Genomic DNA, 21,137 nt, shown 5'->3' on the forward strand with positions numbered 1-21,137 from the left:
TCGCAGAACTGTGAGCAAGAGTGGCTTTTTATGGACTTTTCTGCCATCTGGCAATTATACCGTCCGTTTAGCCAGTTGTTTGTAGCGGTCGAAGATAACCGCCGCCAGCAGGATCAAACCACGTACGACATATTGTGAGAACGGAGAGATGTTCAGCAGGTTCATGGCATTTTCCACGGTTCCCAAAATCAAAATACCGGCGATAACATAAGATATTTTGCCGATCCCGCCTTTTAGCGATACCCCACCCAGCACACAGGCAGAAATCACAATCAGCTCATAACCAATGGAGGTCATTGGCTGGCCGCTGGTCATGCGTGAAGCCAAAATGATCCCTGCCGCCGCCGACACCAGGCCAGATAAAACAAAGATAATAATTTTGGTTCGTACTACCGGCACCCCCGCCAGGCGTGCGGCGTCTTCATTGCCACCGATCGCCAGTGTATTGCGGCCAAACGTGGTTTTGTTCAACAGGAAGCCGAACAGAATCAGACAGGCGATGGTGATCCAGATCGGTGCGGGCAGGCCAAACCAGTTGGTATAACCGAGGGCAAAGAAACGTTCATCTTCAATACCGACCGCTTTGCCGTCGGCGATAATGTACGCCAGACCGCGCACAATCTGCATGGTCGCCAGTGTGGTTATTAAGGCATTAATCTTCAGACGGGCAATGACAAAACCGTTGATTAGCCCACAGGCCGCCCCCAACAGCAAACCGGCCGCCACACCAAGCCACAGGCTTTCTGTCATGTTAATGACCACCGCCGTTGTCACACCGGCACAGGCAATAACTGATGCCACGGATAAGTCAAAATCCCCCGATGCGAGGCAGAACAACATGCCGCACGCCACCATCCCTGACATCGAGATGGCCAACCCTAACCCCTTCATATTGATGAAAGAACCAAAGTTCGGCACAAATATCACGCAGCCAATAAAGACCACCGCAAACACCACCAGCATCCCGTAGCTATCCCAGATGCGGGATAGCCCCAGTCCACCATTGACAGAGACCTCCTGCGGTGGCTGCGACTGGCCGTTATGTGGCCCACTTTGTAACTCGGTTGATGCCTGATTCTTCTTTTCAGAACTTAACGTAACGCTGGACATGGGTGTATTCATCACAATTTCCTTCACAATCAGGCCACCGCAGGCGCGGCATCAGCAGCAATATTCGGGGTTCGTAGCATCGCCAAACTTAAAGCTTGCTCTTCCGTAGCATCATCGTGGTCTAACTCACCGGAGATGGCCCCCTCGCGCATCACCACAATTCGGTCTGCCAACCCAAGCACTTCTGGCAAATCACTGGATGCAAACAGCACCGCAATGCCCTGCTTCGCCAGTTGATAAATCACGTTATAGATTTCATGCTTGGCCCCGACATCAATGCCACGGGTCGGTTCATCCAGCAGGATCACTTTCATGTCCTCTGATAACCAGCGGCCTAAAATGGCTTTTTGCTGATTACCACCGGATAGATTCATAATTAGCTGTTGGGCGCTGGGGGTTTTGATATTTAGGGACTGAATACGTAACGCCGCATTCTCTTGCTCCCAGCGATTATTGATCAGGCAGCCCGCAGTCAGTGTCTTGCGCCGCGCGCTGATATTGATATTGTCCTGTACCGAATGGACAGGAATGATGCCATCGGCTTTACGATCTTCCGGGCACAACATGATCCCGGCAGTAATGGCATCAATGGGGGAACGAATCGACAGCGGGTTACCATCCAGCAGCACCTGCCCGCGGGTCAGTTGGGTGTCACCAAATAGCCCTTTGAGCAATTCACTCCGCCCGGCACCGACTAAACCAAACAGGCCGACGATTTCCCCTTGATGCACCGTCAATGTGATCGGTGATGTCACACCTATGGCTTTTACCGCTTGCAGGGTTAAGCGTTCAGCGCCTATTTTGCGTGGCTGATAACCATAGATATCGCCAAGATTACGCCCGACCATCGCTTGCACCAGCTTGTCGTTATTCACCTCAGCCATATCGTCAAAGGTGCACACATAGCGGCCATCTTTAAACACCGTGATAGCATCGCTCAGTGCAAAAATCTCTTCCATGCGATGCGAGACATACAGAATCACCCGCCCTTCGGCGCGTAACTCGCGGATGACGCGAAATAGCTGTTCAATTTCGCGTGCCGAAAGTGAGCTGGTGGGTTCATCAAAAGCAATGATTTTAGCATTGCGGGCTAAAGCCTTCGCTATTTCCACCATCTGCCATTGGCCGATGGAGAGGTATTTCAGGGGCGTATCGGGATCAATATCCAGCCCCAGATGTGATAGCTGCAAACGGGACTCATAACGCAATAACTTGCGATCAACCATACCCATTTTGGTCGGTAATTGACCCAGATAAATGTTCTCCGCCACCGTCATTTCCGGCACCAGATGCAGTTCCTGATAAATGATAGCGACACCGGCGTCCAACGCATCGGTGGTAGTCGCGAAATTAACCGCTTTGCCTTTGATGTGTATCTCGCCCTGCGTCGGCGAATAGTTGCCACTGAGTATCTTGAGCAGCGTCGATTTCCCTGCCCCGTTTTCGCCCATGAGGGCGTGGATTTGACCGGCCTGACAGGTAAAACTGATATCATCCAGCGCCTGAACACCGGGGAAACTTTTTCCGATGCCACAAAAGGCCAGATAAGGTGACTGTTCGGCTTCCAGCTCGGCCTGTAACGCGCAATGGAGTGCTGACATAATGGCTTCCTTATGAAATTTTGGATTGGGGCAAGCCGCAACCTGCCCCGGTGCGCCATAGCAAAGGGATTACATTAAGCCTTTCTTCTCTAACTCAACTTTGAAGTTATCCCGAGTGATCAGCACCACATCCGTCACTTCAGTAAATTTCGGCGGTTCCACGCCTTTGGTTACCCACTCATTCAGCATTTGAATGCTTTTGTAGCCGTGGATATCCGGGCTAGGTAACAGTGAACCGTAGAAACCGGTAGCCTGGCCTTTCGACAATTCGCTCACCGCATCAACACCATTGATACCAATGCCAATCACATTGGGCGCTTTAAAGCCCTGACCTTCTGTAGCACGCACACCCCCCAGCACGGTGTTGTCGTTCATGCCGACGATCAGCCAGTTTTTCACCTCAGGATGCTGAACCAGCATCGAGTTGGCAGCATCGAATGCGCCGGGGATATCATTGGATTTGGTCGGCACTTTATAGATCTGTTTTTCCGGGAAGCCGGCCGCTTTCAACGCATCCATTGAGCCACCGGTACGGCGACGTGCGGTGTCCAGCTCATCAGAGGTAATCGCCATCACCGCGGTTTCACCCGGTTGCCAGCCGCGTTTGTTCATCTCCTTCCACAACTCCTGCCCTTGGCGCTCACCAATTTTGGTCGCCGCCATCATCACCAACGGCACGCTGTCCATTGGTTTACCTTTGGCATTCACAAACTGATCGTCAACAGCAATGACCTTCAGGTTATAGCTGCGTGCTTTTGCTTCAATGGCCGGCCCCAGTTTCGGGTCTGGCGTACAGATGACAAAACCTTTTGCGCCGCTGGCCGCCAGGCTATCAATGGCATTCAGGGTTTTCTCGCCATCAGGTACGGCTATTTTGATGACTTCAAAACCTAAATCTTTCCCCGCTTTATCGGCAAATTTCCATTCAGTCTGGAACCACGGCTCTTCCGGCTGTTTTACCAAAAAACCCAATTTCATGCTTTCGGCAATAGCTGAATGTGACATAAGCGCCGCTAACCCAACCACCGCCAGCGCCTTAGTTAATTTATGCATAATGTTCTCCGGTCTGTTTTTGTAGGAAGAGAGAATTCTTGTTATTTAATCGCTATTTATTCAAACCAATCAATTTCTGGTGGAAACGTTATCAATCATCTTTTTCAGCGTCAGTACAGTTGAATGGTCTTTTATAATCTGCCTACCAAGCCAACTGACTTCACCACACCCCGTCAGACGGATACAGTTTTAGCGTTAATTTCACCCAAGAATGTAGAGCGCTATCGCATCCAGAGATTACAGTTTGTTTATCCATATATTCAGCAAATTTAGCCTCCTCCTAACTTTTGACTAACATCACAAAAACGCTATAGGAAGCAGGAAAGTGCATACTTCCAGCGATTAGCTCCTCACAGCTTGGCACGACTCGCTCCTATGGTTATTGGCAATGAATCCCTGTTTTTATCACTGCAACAGTTAGGAGCAACCACCATGACAGCCAATGTTGTATCGACGGAATGTTCTTTACCGACCAATAAGGCGATAGCGCTCGGTTTAGATTTTGGCAGCGATTCCGTCCGGGTATTGGCGGTAGATTGTCAACTCGGTAGCGAGATCGATACCGAAGTTGTTTACTACCCCCGCTGGCAACAGGGTCTTTATTGTCACGCTGCACAAAACCAGTTCCGCCATCATCCCCTCGATTATATAGAAGCGATGGAACAGGCTATCCGTCAGGTGGTCGGGCGTCTCTCAGAAACACAACGCCAACAGATCGTCGGAATCGGTGTTGACTCCACCGGCTCCACCCCCGCTCCGATTAACGAACAAGGCCAGATATTGGCGCTACGCCCTGATTTTGCAGATAACCCCAACGCCATGTTTGTGTTGTGGAAAGACCACACCGCGATTGAAGAAGCTGAAGAGATCAATCGCTTATGCCACAGTGGTGAGTTTGCCGACTATTCTCGCTATATCGGCGGGGTCTACTCTTCTGAATGGTTCTGGGCGAAGATTCTGCACATCACCCGCGCTGATGCCGCAGTACGTGATGCGGCTGTTTCGTGGATTGAGTTATGTGATTGGGTGCCGGCACTGTTATCCGGCACCACCGCGCCACAGGACATTCAGCGTGGCCGTTGCAGTGCCGGGCATAAAAGCCTGTGGCATCCGTCATGGGGAGGGTTGCCACCGCGTGAATTCTTCGCCGCGCTGGACAGCCGTCTGGTAAATAACCTCGATCACCCCCTCTTTAGCGACACTTATACCGCTGAACGCCCAGTGGGTTTGATTAGCGCCGAATGGGCCAAACGTTTAGGATTGCCCGCAACCGTTATTTTGTCTGGCGGTGCATTTGACTGCCATATGGGTGCTGTCGGTGCGGGTGCTCAGCCTTATACATTGGTCAAAGTTATCGGCACCTCCACTTGTGATATTTTGATTGCTGATGAGCAACGGGTGGGTGATCGCGCCGTGGCGGGGATCTGTGGTCAGGTTGATGGCAGTGTGGTTCCGGGCTGGATTGGCATGGAAGCGGGTCAATCGGCGTTTGGTGATATGTATGCCTGGTTTAGCCGTTTACTCAGTTGGCCGTTACGTCAAGCCGCCCTGACTCAGCCCGAATTGCAACCGCAACTTAAACAAATTGAAGCCAATCTACTCGCGTCACTCACCACCGAATGGGCCAAAAATCCCTCACTTGACCATCTGCCGGTGGTGTTGGATTGGTTTAATGGAAGACGCACGCCGAATGCCAATCAACGTTTAAAAGGGGTGATTACTGATCTCAACCTGGGCACCGATGCCCCAACGCTATTTGGTGGTTTTATCGCGGCAAGCGCATTTGGTGCGCGCGCCATTATGGAGTGCTTCGAACAACAGGGTATTCCAGTGGAGAACGTGCTGGCATTAGGCGGCATTGCGCGTAAATCGCCGGTGATCATGCAGGTTTGTGCCGATGTCATGAATCGCCCGCTACAAATTGTGGCATCAGATCAATGCTGTGCGTTGGGGGCGGCAATTTTTGCAGCTGTCGCGGCGGGCGTCTATCAGGATGTCCCTACAGCTCAACAACAGATGGCATGTAAGATTGAACGCACTCTGACGCCAAATGCCGCTCAGGTTGCTCTTTATCAACAACTTTATCAGCGCTACCAGCGCTGGTGTTCGAGTGCAGAACCCCATTACGCACCGGCCAGCAAGACGCCGCACTGAGATTAGCCAGCATCCTGATTTATAACGGTATGCTTCAACAGTTTGATTTATAAAACGGAGTATCAGATGGACGTATTTAAGCAATCAGAAGTGTGGTTTGTCATTGGTAGCCAGAATCTCTATGGCCCTAAAACCCTGCAACACGTTATGGCGAATGCCGAGCAGGTGGTCAATAGCCTAAACAAAGAAGCGGGTCTGCCTGTAAAATTGGTACTAAAGCCATTGGTCACCACGCCAGATGAAATCACCGCGCTCTGCCGTGAAGCGAACTACCACACATCTTGTATTGGTATCATGACCTGGTTACACACCTTCTCGCCGGCCAAAATGTGGATCGGTGGCCTGAGCATGTTGAACAAACCGTTGCTGCAATTCCATACCCAGTTCAATGCCCAAATTCCGTGGGAAACGATGGATATGGACTTTATGAACCTGAACCAAACGGCACACGGTGGGCGTGAATTCGGCTTTATCGGCGCTCGTATGCGCCAGCAGCACAGCGTTATTACCGGTCACTGGCAGGATAAAGAGGCTCATCAACGCATCGGCCAATGGATGCGCGTTGCCGCTGCCAAACAAGAGAGCCAACAACTTAAAGTGGCACGTTTTGGCGATAACATGCGCGAAGTCGCTGTTACCGAGGGGGATAAAGTCGCGGCGCAAATTCAGTTTGGTTATTCGGTTAATGCCTATGGCATCGGTGATCTGGTCAGCGTGGTCGATGAGGTTAGTCACGGCGACATCAATACGTTGGTTGAAGAGTATGAAGCCACCTACCGTTTCACGGATGCAGTGAAACTGAATGGGAATAAGCGTGAAAATCTGTTGGACGCGGCCCGTATTGAGCTGGGCATGAAGCGTTTTCTTGAAAACGGGGGGTTTAAAGCCTTTACCACCAACTTTGAAAACCTGTACGGTCTGAAACAACTTCCAGGGCTGGCGGTTCAACGCCTGATGCAGCAAGGCTATGGCTTTGGCGGCGAGGGTGACTGGAAAACCGCGGCATTGCTGCGCATGATGAAAGTCATGGGCCGTGGCCTGAAAGGGGGCACCTCCTTTATGGAGGATTACACTTATAACTTCCAACCGGGTAATGATCTGGTGGTGGGTTCCCATATGTTGGAAGTGTGCCCTTCGATTGCCAAAGAAGAAAAACCGCTGCTGGATGTACAGCATTTAGGCATTGGCGGTAAAGCCGATCCTGCTCGTTTAATTTTCTCAACCCCCGCTGGCCCCGCAGTCAATGCCAGCCTGATCGACATGGGGAACCGCTTCCGCTTATTGGTCAATGTGGTTAATACGGTTGAACAGCCCCATCCGTTACCCAAACTGCCGGTCGCCCGCGCAATCTGGCAAGCCCAACCCTCACTGGCCACCGCTGCTGAAGCCTGGATCATTGCGGGGGGCGCACACCACACTGTGTTCTCTCAAGCTATCGGTGTCGATGAACTGCGCCTGTATGCTGAGTTGCACGGCATTGAGTTCCTGTTGATCGATAAAGACACCACACTGCCCGCATTCAAAAATGAAATCCGCTGGAATGAAGTTTATTACCAACTGAATCACTAAGTTAATGAGCTAAGGGGTTTAACGGCCCCTTTACTCGCTATGCAGCCGAGCCATCACGGTAACTCATTGGATGGAAAACCACAGAAAACAGACGACTACCGTATTTTGCGTCTAACACGCTATACAATAATTAAGTTCGCCACTCGTCATATTTGCCCTTACCTTACCTTGCTTTACCGTCACTTAACGAATTATAAATCCACCCTCCTCTCTATTGTATTTTTACGCCAAAGAAACCGGTTTCAGAAACCGGTTGCATAAATGGTAATTTCCCGAATACACTGTGACAAGACGATGGTTCAAATACCTTTAATCCATTATATGAGAGTGATTTTATGTCTGCTTTCCCGAAAGATTTCCTATGGGGTGCTGCCAGCGCCGCTTATCAAGTTGAAGGGGCTTATAACGCCGATGGCAAAGGCCCTTCTATCTGGGATACGTTCTCCCACCTGCCAGGGACGACTTATCAGGGGACTAACGGTGATGTTGCTGTCGATCATTACCACCGTTTTCGCGAAGATGTGGCGTTGATGGCTGAAATGGGGATGAAAAGTTATCGCTTTTCTATCTCCTGGCCACGGTTATTGCCTGCCGGTCGGGGAGCGGTTAATGCGGCTGGGGTTAAATTCTACAGTGACCTAATCGACGCTCTGTTGGAACATAATATTGAGCCGATGATTACGTTGTACCACTGGGATTTACCACAAGCATTGCAAGATGAAGGTGGCTGGGAGGCGCGCAGCACCGCAGAAGCTTTCGAAGAGTACGCCCGTTTGTGTTACCAACATTACGGTGATCGGGTCAAACTTTGGTCAACCTTCAATGAGACAGTCTGCTTTATTGGTTTTGGCTATATTACCGGGGGCCATCCCCCAGGCATTCAAAACCCCGCTCGCGCCATTCAAGCGTGCCACCATGTGTTTGTGGCTCATGCAAAAGCAGTTGCTGCCTTTCGTCGCAGCGGGATCAATGGAAAAATTGGCTTTGTGAATGTTTTACAAACACATACGCCACTTAGCGATTCTAAAGAAGACATGGCAGCTTTCCATTTGGCCGAGGGGATCTTTACTCACTGGTTGTATGATCCGGTGTTGAAAGGTGAATATCCGGCAGCGTTGCTTGAGCAGGCTCAGACACTGTGGGGCGTTCCGCAGTTTGCGCCTGGCGACGAGGCTTTATTACGCGACAATATCTGTGATTTTATAGGTCTCAATTATTACAAACGTGAAACTATCGCTGCAAACAATCAAGATACCCACCTGACCATGAACACCTCTGGTAAGAAGGGCTTAGGACATCAACAAGGTAATGAATTCGGCTTTAAAGGTCTGTTTAAATTCGTACGTAATCCAAATGGCGTTTATACCGACTGGGATTGGGAGATTTATCCGCAAGGTCTCACCGAAGGCATCATGAGTATCAAAGCACGTTATGGTGATATTCCAATCTATATTACTGAAAATGGGTTAGGGGCCAAAGATCCGATTATTGATGGGGAAATCGTCGATGATGATCGAATCGACTACCTAAGCCAGCATATTCAAGCGATAGAAGATGCTATCAAGCAAGGTGCGGATGTTCGTGGCTACTATCCGTGGTCATTTATCGATCTGTTGAGTTGGCTAAATGGTTTCCAAAAACAATATGGTTTTGTGTATGTCGATCACCAAAAGCAACTGGCTCGTCAGCGTAAGAAGAGCTTCTTCTGGTATCAGGACGTGATTAAGTCCAATGGCGCGATACGTTAATTGCCGTAAAAGTTTACGATAGACGTTACTGGGTGAGTGGTGGCTCACCCAGTTTTAACTTATTCAGCGTTATTATTCAGTTTGCAATCGCCATAACCGTGCATACACGCCAGATTGTGCCACCAGCGCTTGATGACTCCCCTGCTCGATCACTTGCCCATCTTTTAATAACAATATTCGATGACACTGACGCAAAGTATTCAAACGATGTGCAATGCAGATAACCGTGCGCCCACGGATGATTTCCGGCAACTGGCGCATTATTGCGGCTTCTGATTCATAATCTAAAGCACTGGTTGCCTCATCCAGAATCAGAATTTTAGGATCAGCCATCAATGCTCTGGCTAACGCAACCCGTTGGCGCTGCCCGCCAGAAAGCATCCCCCCACGTTCCCCGACCTGCGTTTGATATCCCTGCGGTAAAGCCACAATAAAATCATGTGCACCGGCCTGCCGCGCAATCAACTCAACTTGAGTATCATCGGCATCAGGCCGACATTGACAAATATTGTCCCGCACGGTGCCAGAAAACAGCACACTTTCCTGCAATACCACACTCATTTGACGCCGTAACGTCGTCGGATCAGTGATAGCTAAATCCTGACCATCCACCAAAATTTGCCCATGTTGTGGTGTATACAATCGTTGTAATAGTTTGGTTAACGTGGATTTTCCGCAACCTGATGGCCCGGTAATGCCAATAAATTCACCACCCGCAACCTCTAGGTTGAGATTTTGCAAAACTTCAGTGGTATCGGGCCGGTAACGAAAACGCACCTGCTTAAAACTCAAGCTCCCGGCCCGTTGGCTATTTGACGATAACCCGGCATTCCCAGGCTCGGTCGGGGAATCCAAAATAGTACCGATGCGTTTCAAGGCAATCCGTGTGTGCTGGAAATCTTGCCAGATCTGTGCCAAACGTAAGATGGGCTGAGTGACATAACCGGCGAACATATTAAATGCAATGAATTGGCCGGGAGTGAGTTTCCCCGCCAATACCAGCGTCACACCGAACCACAACAAAACAGCGGAAGTCATTTTATTGATGAATGAAATACCTTGCTCCGCCAGATTACCGGCTTGTGAACTGGCAAAGGATGCGCGAACGTAACTGGCTAACGACTGCCGCCAGCGGCGATTAAACAGGGATTCAGTCGCCGAGGTTTTGATCGTTTCCACCCCGCTGATGGACTCCGTGAGAAAAGCCGTACTTTGTGCGCTGGCTTCATATTCCTGCTCCACCCGTTTACGTAATACTCTGCCCGCCGCGCACCAGAATAATAAATAACACATCAGAGAAAACAGCACTATCCATGTTAATTGGGCACTGTAGCAAAACATCACCGCAATAAAGGTGCCGACAAAAACCAGATCGAGCAACATGGTCAGCGCGGAACCGGTTAGAAAACTGCGGATCTGCTCCATTTCCCGCACTTTGGCGATAGTTTGCCCGGTTTGTTGCGCTGAAAAATAGGCCAGCGGTAGCCCCAGTAAATGACGATACAGGCGAGAATTAAGTGTCGCCCCTACCCGGCTGGACAAGTGGGCAAAGAGCCAACTGCGCAACAAGGTATAGCCCGGTTCAGCAATTGCCAGAGCAATCATTGCGACACCCAATACCATAAGGCTATCCATGCCACGACTCACCAGCACTTTGTCGATAATTGCTTCAAACAACAGCGGGGTAACTAACAAAATGCCTTGTAATAGCAGTGAAACCAAAACGATATTGCGCAACTGATGACGATATTTAATAATCACCGGGATAAACCAACTGAAGCCAAATGCAGGTTTCGACTGATCTTTTTGTTCCGCTTTCGCCAGTAAGATAACCTCGCCACACCATATGGCAGCCAATTCTTGCGGCGTTAATGGTTGCCGCTTCCCTGTCGCGGCAACATAGATTGTGGCCTCCTGATCAGTCAGCGCCAATAAAACAAACCATTGAGATCCTTGATGAAACAACACAGGCAAGGTCAGCTTATCCAAGCGCTCAATGGCGCATTTGACTTCCCTTGCGCGTAAACCAATCCAATCAGCACAGCGGCACAACGCGATATTATCTATTTCTTCGGCAGGCACCCCTAGCTTATGCGCCAGTTGCGGGGCTTCTACCGCCAAATCAAAGCAAGCCGCCGCACAAGCGAGTGCTTCCAGGGGCTGAATAGTATGGGGTGAGTGAGGGTTTGTCATATTAACGCTCCCTCATCGCTTCAGACTGGTATTGCTGCAATGGGCTGAGTAAATAATCAATAACTCGCCTACGACCGGTTTTGATCTCCGCACTGACGGCCATGCCCGCAGACAAACGTACCGGTTCCCCCTCGACAATCAGTGTATCGCTGAATAACCGAATGCGAGCCGGGAACACCAGTCCCTGCTGTTGATCCTCCATTGCATCGCGAGAAATGTGCTTGACCTCGCCGGTTAACGTTCCGAAACGGGTATAAGGGAAGCTATCTACTTTTACTTCAACTTCCTGCCCCGGCAACACAAAACCCACATCTTTATTGAGGATCATGACATCAAGTTCTAATGGGTGATTTTCCGGCACCAGCACCATTAGAGGCTGAGCCGCCGTGACAACGCCGCCATGAGTATGAACCGCCAATTGCTGTATCACTCCCGCCACCGGTGCTCGTAAAGTTTGCTGACGCTGCTTTTCTGTCAGTTTGATCTGCTCTTGCTGTAACTGACTGATAACTTCCTGAGTTTTATTGAGCCGTTCACGATAGCTGCGATCTTTTTCCGCCAGATAATGCAACCGCGTTTGGGCCAGACTGTAGGTTTTCGCCTGGAGTATCTCTTGCTCATGTTGCAGGCGGCTAGCCTCAGCACGCGCAACCAGCCATTCGCGTTCTTGCACCAATAATTCAACCTGAGCAATCGATTTAGACTTTGCTAATGTGCGCAAAGCCTCTAGCCGTTGATGAATGTTTTTCAATAAAGCATTTTGGTTAGCGACGCTGGTTATACCCGCCTGGAACTGAGCCTGATTAACCGCCATTTCACTCTCCTGACGTGATAATTCAGCGCTCACTTCGTTATGTTCTTTGAGCAACAGTGCTGAACTGGCACTCACCAAATCCGGAGCGCTGCCATCCGGTGGCGAAAAATTGGCTAAAGGGTCATCCGTCAATAACGCCGCCATGCGCGCCGCTTCTAAGTGACGATGCATTAATTGTTGACTGATATTGCCAAGTTCCGCATCAATACCAATCGGGCTTAACTCAATGAGAATCTGCCCAGCATCAACCCGATCACCATCACGCACATTGATCGCGACCACAACCCCCGGTTCCAGCGGTTGAATCACTTTTGAATGCTCCGCTACAATCACTTTTCCATTGGCGGAAGCATGAATATCAAGCTTTCCGATAATTGACCAAATCAATACCAAAAATAATGTAAATGCCAACAACCATGCAGTACGACGTGCCAGCGGTGCCACCGGTCGTTCCACAATATCCAAATAGGCCGGAAGAAAATCATATTCATCACGGGTGCGCGAACCAGAAACACGGCGCGACCAACTCTTTTTAAGCTGTTTAACTAAATCAGGTTTAGCCAAGAACTGTATCAACTTCATTTTATTTCCTCACCGCTAAACTCAGATTGCTGCTGCCAAAGCCGTGCATAGCTACCGTTCAATTGCAGTAAATCATCATGACTGGCCAGTTCCGTAACCTGACCTTGCGTTATCACCGCGATGCGGTTGCAGTGCCGTACCGTCGATAAGCGGTGAGCAATAGTGATAACGGTTCTACCGGCGGTGATACGGGCCATATTTTTCTGTACTTCTGCTTGCGATTCATCATCCAGTGCGCTGGTCGCTTCATCAAAAATCAAAATACGCGGGTTGGCTAATAAGGTACGGGCAATGGCAATCCGTTGACGTTGCCCACCCGATAATGATGATCCGCCCTCTGACAATACGGTGTCATAACCTAACGGCAGAGCCAGAATAAAGGCATTGGCCCCCGCCAGGCACGCAGCATCAACAACGTCATCTAATGATGCGGTCGGGCGTGAATGTGCAATGTTTTCACGCACAGTACGGTTAAACAGATAACTTTCCTGCATCACCACCCCCACTTGTCGGCGCAAGTATTCAGGGGAGAAATTGTTTATTGGGCAACCATCAATGGTAATCGTGCCCTGCTCAACGTGGTATAACCGTTGTAGCAGGCGGGCCACCGTACTTTTACCTGAACCCGACGGCCCAACCAACCCGATATGTTCGCCAGCGCGCAAGGATAGTGAGAAACGGCGTAATACCGGGTCTAAGTCTGGGCGATAGCGGAAGACCACATCGTTCAGCTCGATGTTGCCATGAAAGTCGCGCTGCGGTGGCGCACCACCGACCGCCTGCTCAGTAGGCAAACTGAGAATGTCAGATATCAGTTTCAACCCAACTTCTGCGCGAATACTTTGTTGCCATAAATCAACCAATTTACTCATGGGCATTAATGCCTGAACTGCCAGCATATTAAAGGCTATTAGCTGGCCAATACTGAGTTGCACCGACATTACCTGATATGCGCCAACCACAATGACCAGTGTGCCTGCGACTTTTTGCAGCAGTTGAGCGGCCTGACTGCTGAGGTTTTGCAGATTTTGTACCCGGAAGTTGGCCTGAGCAAAGTCACGCGTTTGCCCCTCCCAGCGCTGTTGCATTCGGGGTTCCAGCGCCAAACTTTTTACTGTTTCAACGCCAGCCACGGTTTCAGTGAGAAAAGCCCCGTTTTGCGCAGCACAGCAACACAGCACTTCAACTTTCTCTTGTAAGGGGCGAGTGGTCAGTTTAGCCAATAAGAAATAGAGCGGTAATGCGGCTAATATTATTGACGTAAGTAATGGTGAAATACACCACATAACTATAAATAATACAAAGGTAAACACCACATCGACACATAACGTCAGAGCCGACCCCGTGATGAATTCACGGACGTTATCTAACTCACGCACTCTGGCGACAATATTTCCAACATGACGACTCTTAAAATAACTTAATGGCAATCGGATTAAGTGTTGAAATAACTTTCCGCCAAGTAAAATATCTACGCGCGTTGTCGTGTGAGTAAAAAGATATTCCCGTAAGGCTTTTAATATCACTTCATATATACCCACAATAACGAGTACTATAATCAGTACATCAAGTGTTGTCAGTGCATTATGAACCAATACTTTATCCATAATAACCTGAAAGAAGAGCGGTGAGATCAGCGCCAAAAATTGGAGCAGCAGCGATAACACCAATACTTGCACCAATGGCCGCTTGTGGCGCAGTAACACGGGAATAAACCAGCGAATATCAAAGCGTGAATGACTGCAAGAGAACACGACGCCACTCCACAATAGAGTAAAGTCTTTATAATCAATTATTTGTGGTTGCCTGCTATCAGCGTGCTGAAGCAGCACCTGATCCTTATTGATGCGTGCTAACAAGATAAACTTTCCCTGAGTGTCGCGAAATGCGAGGGGTAATTGTTCAGGTTTCAGTTGTTCGAGTGGCAGTTTCTTTATTTTTAACCGGGCTGATGAAGTGTGTGAGTATTGCTTCAAATAATGGTTAAGTGACTTCAGCGTACCCATAGTAGAGGTTTCTATCGCCATTTTTTGTGTGAAGACTTCTATCTCCTCAGCATTCACTCCCGCCAAGCGAAGTAATCGCGATGCGCATATCAATGAGGAGAAAATATGATTATCCATAAATTAAACGACCTGTTATCGGAAGTGTTCCATTGCAGCAAAACAGTTTTAACTGTACGAGATCGTGCATAAACCGGCACTAATAATATAGTTCAATAGCCAGCGATTCCCTGAACAGTAAGCATTTATAATATTAATAATCTCATTTTATCTTTATTAAACAGAAAATCGCTGGAGAGTATCTTTTGCTGGTGGTGTCTCATCAGAATTGGCTATTTGTTACTATTTATTCATATATTAATAAATAGTAACTCACCGCATCACATTTATTGATTTATCTCGTAAATCCTGCGCAACTTTATGCGATAATTTTACCGTAATTTATCACCTCAAACCTGAGTACCGACGTTTTATCATTGATAACAGGAATTTTGTTTGCCATGACTCCGAACCAGCCTGCCGATGCCTTACGCCCTCTATCTCATTTAGCTGATGAAACAGATTTACTGCCAATTCAGCACATTGCCCAACGATTGGGTCTGGGAGAGGACGACTTAATCCCTTATGGGCGTTATATGGCCAAAGTGGATATTCGCGTGCTCAGGCCAGAGGCGTCACAGGGTAAGCTGATCTTAGTTTCCAGTATCACCCCCACCCCACTTGGGGAAGGCAAAACCGTCACCACCATTGGTCTTAGTCAGGGAATTAACCAATTAGGTCATCGCTGCGTTGCTTGTATTCGCCAGCCCAGTCTCGGCCCGGTTTTTGGCGTGAAAGGTGGAGCCGCTGGCGGTGGCGCGTCACAAGTGCTGCCGATGGAGAAATTAAATCTGCATCTTACGGGGGATATTCATGCTATCAGCGCAGCGCATAATCTGGCCGCCGCCGCGCTGGATGCCCGCTTATATCATGAGCAGCGTCTGGGTCAGGCATTTAGCCAGCAAACCGGTATGCCTTTGTTAAATATTGATCCACAGCAGATCCTCTGGCCCAGAGTGGTTGATCATAACGATCGTGCGCTGCGGCAGATTCGGGTCGGGATCGGTGGCGCGTCTCATGGTGTCGAGCGCGATGACCATGTTGAAATTACTGCCGCATCAGAATTGATGGCTATTCTGGCCTTAACTGAAAGTTTACGTGATATGCGACAGCGCATTGGGCGCATCATTCTGGCCTATTCCCTTGAAAATAAGCCGATCAGTGCTGATGACCTGGGCGTTGCGGGTGCCATGACCGCGTTAATGAAAGAGACAATTCACCCCACCTTGATGCAGACCAGCGAGCAAACACCGGTGCTGATTCATGCCGGGCCTTTTGCCAATATCGCACACGGTAACTCTTCCGTATTGGCTGACCGATTAGGCTTACAGTTAGCCGATTATGTGGTGACGGAAGCCGGTTTCGGGTCTGATATGGGAATGGAAAAGTTCTTTAATATCAAATACCGCCAGTCTGGTATTGCCCCGTCATGTGTGGTGTTGGTGGCAACAGTGCGCAGCCTAAAGGCCAATAGTGGCGCTTTTGATATCAAACCGGGCCAGCCGCTGCCCGCAGAGATCCTCAACACCAACATTCCGTTGCTGAACAAAGGCTGTGCTAATCTGAAGTGGCACATTGATAATGCGAAAAGTTATGGTCTACCGGTCATAGTGGCGATTAACCGCTTTCCCGACGACAGCGCTGAGGAGTTGGCATTTTTAACCGATTACGCCATGTCTGCCGGCGCTTCGGCCTGCGAAATCAGTGATGCCTTTGCCGATGGGGGAGCCGGCACCGCCACACTGGCTCGTCAAGTGATCAAAGCCTGTGAACATACCACCGCCCCGAGACTTCCTTATCCGGATACCGCCTCGCTGGAGCAGAAATTACAGGTATTGGCACAACGCTATGGTGCGGCTACAGTGACTTTTACACCGCAAGCCCGCCAGCAGCAGGCAGCAATTACTGCCGCCGGTTTCGGCCATCTGCCCTTGTGTATTGCCAAAACCCCACTCTCGATCAGTGCCGATGCTGCGCTTAAAAATGCACCACAAGGTTTTACCTTGCCGATCACGGCTTGCGCCGTGTCAGCGGGTGCCGGGTTTATCCGCCTTTATGCCGGTAATATCATGACCATGCCGGGGCTGGGCACGCAACCGGCGTATCATCATATTGATATAGATGACGAAGGACGCATTTGCGGGTTAAGCTAGCGCGATACAGCGAAGGGATAATGGCAAAATGGTTATCCCTTTTGATTAATAGATAAAAAGGCGCATCATGTCTCAACCACAGGAATATCAACGTATTGGCGGCTGGTTATTGGCCCCGCTGGCTTATTTGATTGTGACACTGCTCAGTGCGAGTCTAATGTTAACACTGTACGCGATGGCTATCTTTACGCCAGAATCGAGAGAGTACCTCATCACCAACTCGCAAGCCTTTACCCTGCAATGGTATTTTTCAGTGGCCACCACCCTGCTGATGTGGGTCTATACCTTATGGGTTATCTGGCTGTTTTGCAGCCGTTCACGCCGCTTACCAAAATGGTTCATCCTGTGGCTGCTGTTAACGGTATTATTAGCCTTAAAAGCGTTTGCGTTCTCACCGGTTTCCGATGATATTGCCTTGCGCACGCTCGGATGGCCCCTGCTGGCAGCCGCTGTTTTTGTGCCTTACATGAAGCGTTCGCAGCGAGTGAAACACACTTTTACAGAGATTTAAGGAAATTACGCACCTTTTCCCCCTAAAATAAGGGAAAAATAGCAATAACCCTGCACTTCATCTGTTGTCGTCTGGCCGCCAATTTTGGATAATAGGCGGCTTTTATTTTTTTAGGCTCCGCAATGACTGAATACCTGCTTTTGTTTGTCGGCACCGTTTTGGTAAATAATTTCGTTCTGGTCAAATTTCTTGGCCTATGCCCGTTTATGGGCGTCTCCAAAAAACTGGAGACGGCCATCGGTATGGGTCTGGCGACCACTTTTGTGCTGACATTGGCATCGGTCTGCGCCTGGATGGTAAACAGCTTTATTTTGCTGCCACTGGGGTTGGTCTATTTGCGGACACTGGCCTTTATTCTGGTTATCGCTGTGGTGGTGCAATTCACTGAATTAGTGGTGCGTAAAACCAGCCCGGCGCTGTATCGCTTGCTGGGGATATTTCTGCCACTGATCACCACCAACTGCGCGGTTTTAGGGGTGGCGCTGCTTAACGTGAATCAATCTCATAATTTCATGCAATCGGCAATTTACGGCTTCAGTGCAGCGGCCGGTTTCTCTCTGGTCATGGTGCTCTTCGCCGCTATCCGCGAGCGCCTGGCGGTGGCCGACGTTCCCGCGCCCTTCCGTGGCTCCGCCATCGCCCTGATTACCGCAGGGTTGATGTCGCTGGCCTTTATGGGCTTTACCGGGCTGGTGAAGTTCTAATGATGTCGCTATGGATTGCTATCGGCGCATTGAGCGCGCTGGCACTGGTTTCCGGCGCAGTGCTTGGCTTTGCAGCACGCCGCTTTCAGGTAGAAAGTGACCCGGTGGTTGAGCAGGTCGATGCTATTTTACCGCAAAGCCAATGTGGCCAATGTGGTTACCCCGGCTGTCGCCCCTATGCCGAAGCCGTGTCTGGCGGCGGTGAAAAAATCAACAAATGTGCCCCCGGTGGCGAGCAGGTGATGCTCAAGCTGGCCGAATTGCTGGCGGTGGAGCCTCAACCGCTGGACGGCGATGAGACGGCGGCCCATCCCCTGCGTAAAGTGGCCTTTATTGATGAAGCAAACTGCATCGGTTGCACAAAATGCATTCAAGCTTGTCCGGTTGATGCCATCGTCGGGGCAACCCGCGCGATGCATACGGTGTTGCCGGATCTCTGTACCGGTTGTGACTTGTGCGTCGCCCCTTGCCCGACCGATTGCATTGAAATGATCCCGGTTGCTACCACGACCGCTAACTGGAAGTGGGACTTGAACACCATTCCGGTTAAAAATCTGCCCGCACAATGCGTTGCCTCACATATGATCCCCGTAAAAATAATAGATGTGGAGCAACATGTTTAAGCTGTTCAATTCCCGCAAGCACGACATTATCTGGGACTTCGACGGTGGCATCCATCCGCCGGAGATGAAGCTGCAATCAAGTACAGTACCAATGCGCGTCGCCTCCCTGCCCGATGAATTGATCATTCCGTTGCAACAACATCTGGGGCCAGAGGGTGAACTGTGCGTCAAAGTGGGTGAACACGTATTAAGAGGCCAACCGCTGACCATCGGCCGTGGGCGCACCGTGCCAATACATGCGCCCACCTCCGGCACCATCACCGCTATCGCGCCCCACACCACTGCCCACCCCTCCGGTTTGGCAGAGTTATGTGTGCATATTACCCCAGATGGCGAAGACCGCAGGCCACCGCCACAATCGTGGGCAGACTACACGCAGCGCGACAAAACCGCCCTGCTTGATCGCATTCATCAGGCGGGCATTGCCGGTTTAGGCGGTGCGGGTTTTCCGACGGCCAGCAAGTTACAAAGCGGTTTGAACGGAGTTAATACCCTTATTATTAATGCTGCCGAATGCGAGCCTTACATCACCGCTGATGATAAATTGATGCAAGATCATGCTGATGAAGTGGTTAGTGGCATCCGCATATTGATACATTTGCTGCAACCAAAGCAGGTGCTGATTGGTATTGAGGATAATAAACCGCAGGCGATTACCGCACTGCGCCACGCATTGCGCATTCATGAAGATATTCAGTTACGGGTAGTGCCGACCAAGTATCCATCGGGTGGTGCCAAGCAGTTAACCAAGCTGCTGACCGGTAAAGAGGTGCCATTTGGCAAACACTCCTCTGCCATCGGGGTTCTAATGCACAACGTCGGTACCGTGGTGGCAATTAAACGGGCGATTATCGACGACGAACCGTTAATTGAGCGCGTCGTAACATTAACCGGCGATGCCTTATCGCAACCGGGGAATTTCTGGGCCAGAATCGGAACGCCGGTACGCCACCTGCTGGCGCTGGCAGGCTTTCAGCCTCAACCGCAGCCGATGGTGATTATGGGGGGGCCGCTGATGGGCTTTACCTTACCGAGCCTGGATGTGCCAATCGTTAAAATCAGTAACTGTATTTTAGCCCCCGCAGAGGCAGAGATGGGGCTGTCTGAGCCGGAGCAATCCTGCATTCGCTGTGGGTTGTGTGTCGATGCTTGCCCTGCCGGTTTATTGCCCCAGCAACTGTATTGGTTTAGCCGTGGTGATGAACATGAGAAGGCGCGCAATCATAACTTGTTTGATTGTATTGAATGTGGCGCATGTGCCTATGTTTGCCCAAGTAATATTCCTCTGGTGCAGTATTACCGTCAGGAAAAAGCAGAAATTCGCGCCCTTGATCAGGAGTCGGCCCGTGCAGCAGAGGCTAAAGCGCGCTTTGAAGCTAAACAGGCTCGCCTTGCGCGCGAGAAGCTGGCACGCGAATTGCGCCACAAACAGGCGGCAGTCAAACTCACCGATGCTGATCAACACACCGTAGAAGCCGCAGTCAGCCGATTAGCACGCCCGGCCGATAGCGACGATACAGAGATCAAAATAGTGGCTGGGCAAATACCGGATAACAGTGCGGTGATTGCCGCTCGCGAGGCTCGTAAAGCGCAGGCCAGAGCCAAACAGCGTGAAAAGTCGCTTTCAGAGCCGATTGAAGGTGCAACAGAGGCACTTGACCCTCGTCAGGCAGCCGTCGCCGCCGCCATTGCTCGCGTTAAAGCCAAAAAAGCAGCACAGGCACAGCCAGCGGTTGATACGGTGAATAACGAACCCGCACCGCTTGAAGAAGACCCTCGTAAAGCGGCTGTCGCGGCCGCCATTGCCCGTGTTAAAGCCAAAAAAGCAGCACAGGCACAGCCAGCGGCTGATACGGTGAATAACGAACCCGCACCGGTTGAAGAAGACCCTCGTAAAGCGGCTGTCGCCGCCGCCATTGCCCGCGTTAAAGCCAAAAAAGCAGCACAGGCACAGCCAGCGGCTGACACGGTGAATAACGAACCCGCACCGGTTGAAGAAGACCCTCGTAAAGCGGCTGTCGCCGCCGCCATTGCCCGTGTTAAAGCCAAAAAAGCAGCACAGGCACAGCCAGCGGTTGATACGGTGAATAACGAACCCGCACCGGTTGAAGAAGACCCTCGTAAAGCGGCTGTCGCCGCCGCTATTGCCCGCGTTAAAGCCAAAAAAGCAGCACAGGCGATTAACCTGGATTAACCTCCGCGCTCAACGCCTCCTTTGGG

Annotated in this window: 14 protein-coding genes; 8 read left to right on the top strand and 6 right to left on the bottom strand. The window is 50.3% G+C overall.

All coding sequences use genetic code 11. The features are described 5' to 3' along the window. Nucleotides 1–54: 54 nt before the first annotated feature. The 3 genes from araH to AT01_RS02220 form a co-directional block, all read right to left on the bottom strand. Entirely contained in the window at nt 55–1,110 is a 1,056-nt protein-coding gene (araH, locus tag AT01_RS02210) for an L-arabinose ABC transporter permease AraH (RefSeq protein ID WP_042548456.1), read from the bottom strand. Between the two features lie 29 nt (nt 1,111–1,139). Then, the gene (gene araG / locus AT01_RS02215; RefSeq protein ID WP_042545910.1) at nt 1,140–2,711 is read right to left on the bottom strand and encodes an L-arabinose ABC transporter ATP-binding protein AraG; all 1,572 of its coding nucleotides are present in this window, start codon (nt 2,709–2,711) and stop codon (nt 1,140–1,142) included. Between the two features lie 69 nt (nt 2,712–2,780). Next, a complete protein-coding gene (locus AT01_RS02220) occupies nt 2,781–3,764 on the bottom strand; it encodes an arabinose ABC transporter substrate-binding protein (RefSeq protein ID WP_042545911.1) in 984 nt (327 codons plus the stop codon). A 432-nt stretch (nt 3,765–4,196) separates the two neighbouring features. Here AT01_RS02220 and AT01_RS02225 point away from each other — a divergent pair, with 432 nt between their 5' ends. The 3 genes from AT01_RS02225 (at nt 4,197) to AT01_RS02235 (ending at nt 9,235) form a co-directional block, all read left to right on the top strand. After that, nucleotides 4,197–5,918: a ribulokinase gene (locus AT01_RS02225; RefSeq protein WP_042548457.1), complete on the top strand. Its 1,722-nt coding sequence runs from the start codon at nt 4,197–4,199 to the stop codon at nt 5,916–5,918. 66 nt (nt 5,919–5,984) lie between these two features. After that, a complete protein-coding gene (gene araA / locus AT01_RS02230) occupies nt 5,985–7,487 on the top strand; it encodes an L-arabinose isomerase (RefSeq protein ID WP_042545912.1) in 1,503 nt (500 codons plus the stop codon). Between the two features lie 335 nt (nt 7,488–7,822). Continuing rightward, complete coding sequence (locus AT01_RS02235; protein ID WP_042545913.1) at nt 7,823–9,235, top strand: GH1 family beta-glucosidase; 1,413 nt, start codon at nt 7,823–7,825, stop codon at nt 9,233–9,235. 72 nt (nt 9,236–9,307) lie between these two features. On the opposite strand, the gene AT01_RS02240 is transcribed toward AT01_RS02235, so the two are convergent. The 3 genes from AT01_RS02240 to AT01_RS02250 are packed head-to-tail and all read right to left on the bottom strand — an operon-like array spanning nt 9,308 to nt 14,947. Beyond that, nucleotides 9,308–11,428 (bottom strand): type I secretion system permease/ATPase, encoded by a 2,121-nt coding sequence (locus AT01_RS02240; protein ID WP_042545914.1) that lies wholly within the window; start codon nt 11,426–11,428, stop codon nt 9,308–9,310. 1 nt (nt 11,429) lies between these two features. Then, a complete protein-coding gene (locus AT01_RS02245; protein WP_042545915.1) occupies nt 11,430–12,824 on the bottom strand; it encodes an HlyD family type I secretion periplasmic adaptor subunit in 1,395 nt (464 codons plus the stop codon). After that, nucleotides 12,821–14,947 (bottom strand): peptidase domain-containing ABC transporter, encoded by a 2,127-nt coding sequence (locus AT01_RS02250; RefSeq protein ID WP_042545916.1) that lies wholly within the window; start codon nt 14,945–14,947, stop codon nt 12,821–12,823. Before AT01_RS02250 ends, AT01_RS02245 begins: the two co-directional genes overlap by 4 nt. Before the next feature lie 380 nt (nt 14,948–15,327). On the opposite strand from AT01_RS02250, the gene AT01_RS02255 reads away from it, so the two are divergent. From AT01_RS02255 to rsxC, 5 genes are all read left to right on the top strand, one after another. Continuing rightward, nucleotides 15,328–17,079 carry a formate--tetrahydrofolate ligase gene (locus tag AT01_RS02255; protein WP_042545917.1) on the top strand — a complete coding sequence of 584 codons (1,752 nt, stop codon included), beginning with the start codon at nt 15,328–15,330 and terminating at the stop codon, nt 17,077–17,079. 67 nt (nt 17,080–17,146) lie between these two features. Next, nucleotides 17,147–17,590, top strand: coding sequence for a DUF2569 domain-containing protein (locus AT01_RS02260; protein WP_004705028.1), 444 nt, complete (start codon nt 17,147–17,149; stop codon nt 17,588–17,590). Nucleotides 17,591–17,712: 122 nt separating this feature from the next. Further along, nucleotides 17,713–18,294, top strand: coding sequence for an electron transport complex subunit RsxA (rsxA, locus tag AT01_RS02265; RefSeq protein ID WP_042545918.1), 582 nt, complete (start codon nt 17,713–17,715; stop codon nt 18,292–18,294). After that, nucleotides 18,294–18,917, top strand: coding sequence for an electron transport complex subunit RsxB (gene rsxB / locus AT01_RS02270; RefSeq protein ID WP_004705031.1), 624 nt, complete (start codon nt 18,294–18,296; stop codon nt 18,915–18,917). The genes rsxA and rsxB overlap by 1 nt, the downstream gene beginning before the upstream one ends. Then, the gene (gene rsxC / locus AT01_RS02275) at nt 18,910–21,111 is read left to right on the top strand and encodes an electron transport complex subunit RsxC (RefSeq protein ID WP_042545919.1); all 2,202 of its coding nucleotides are present in this window, start codon (nt 18,910–18,912) and stop codon (nt 21,109–21,111) included. The genes rsxB and rsxC overlap by 8 nt, the downstream gene beginning before the upstream one ends. Nucleotides 21,112–21,137: the final 26 nt, after the last annotated feature.

Source organism: Yersinia aldovae 670-83, from assembly GCF_000834395.1.
GTDB classification, from domain to species: Bacteria; Pseudomonadota; Gammaproteobacteria; order Enterobacterales; family Enterobacteriaceae; genus Yersinia; species Yersinia aldovae.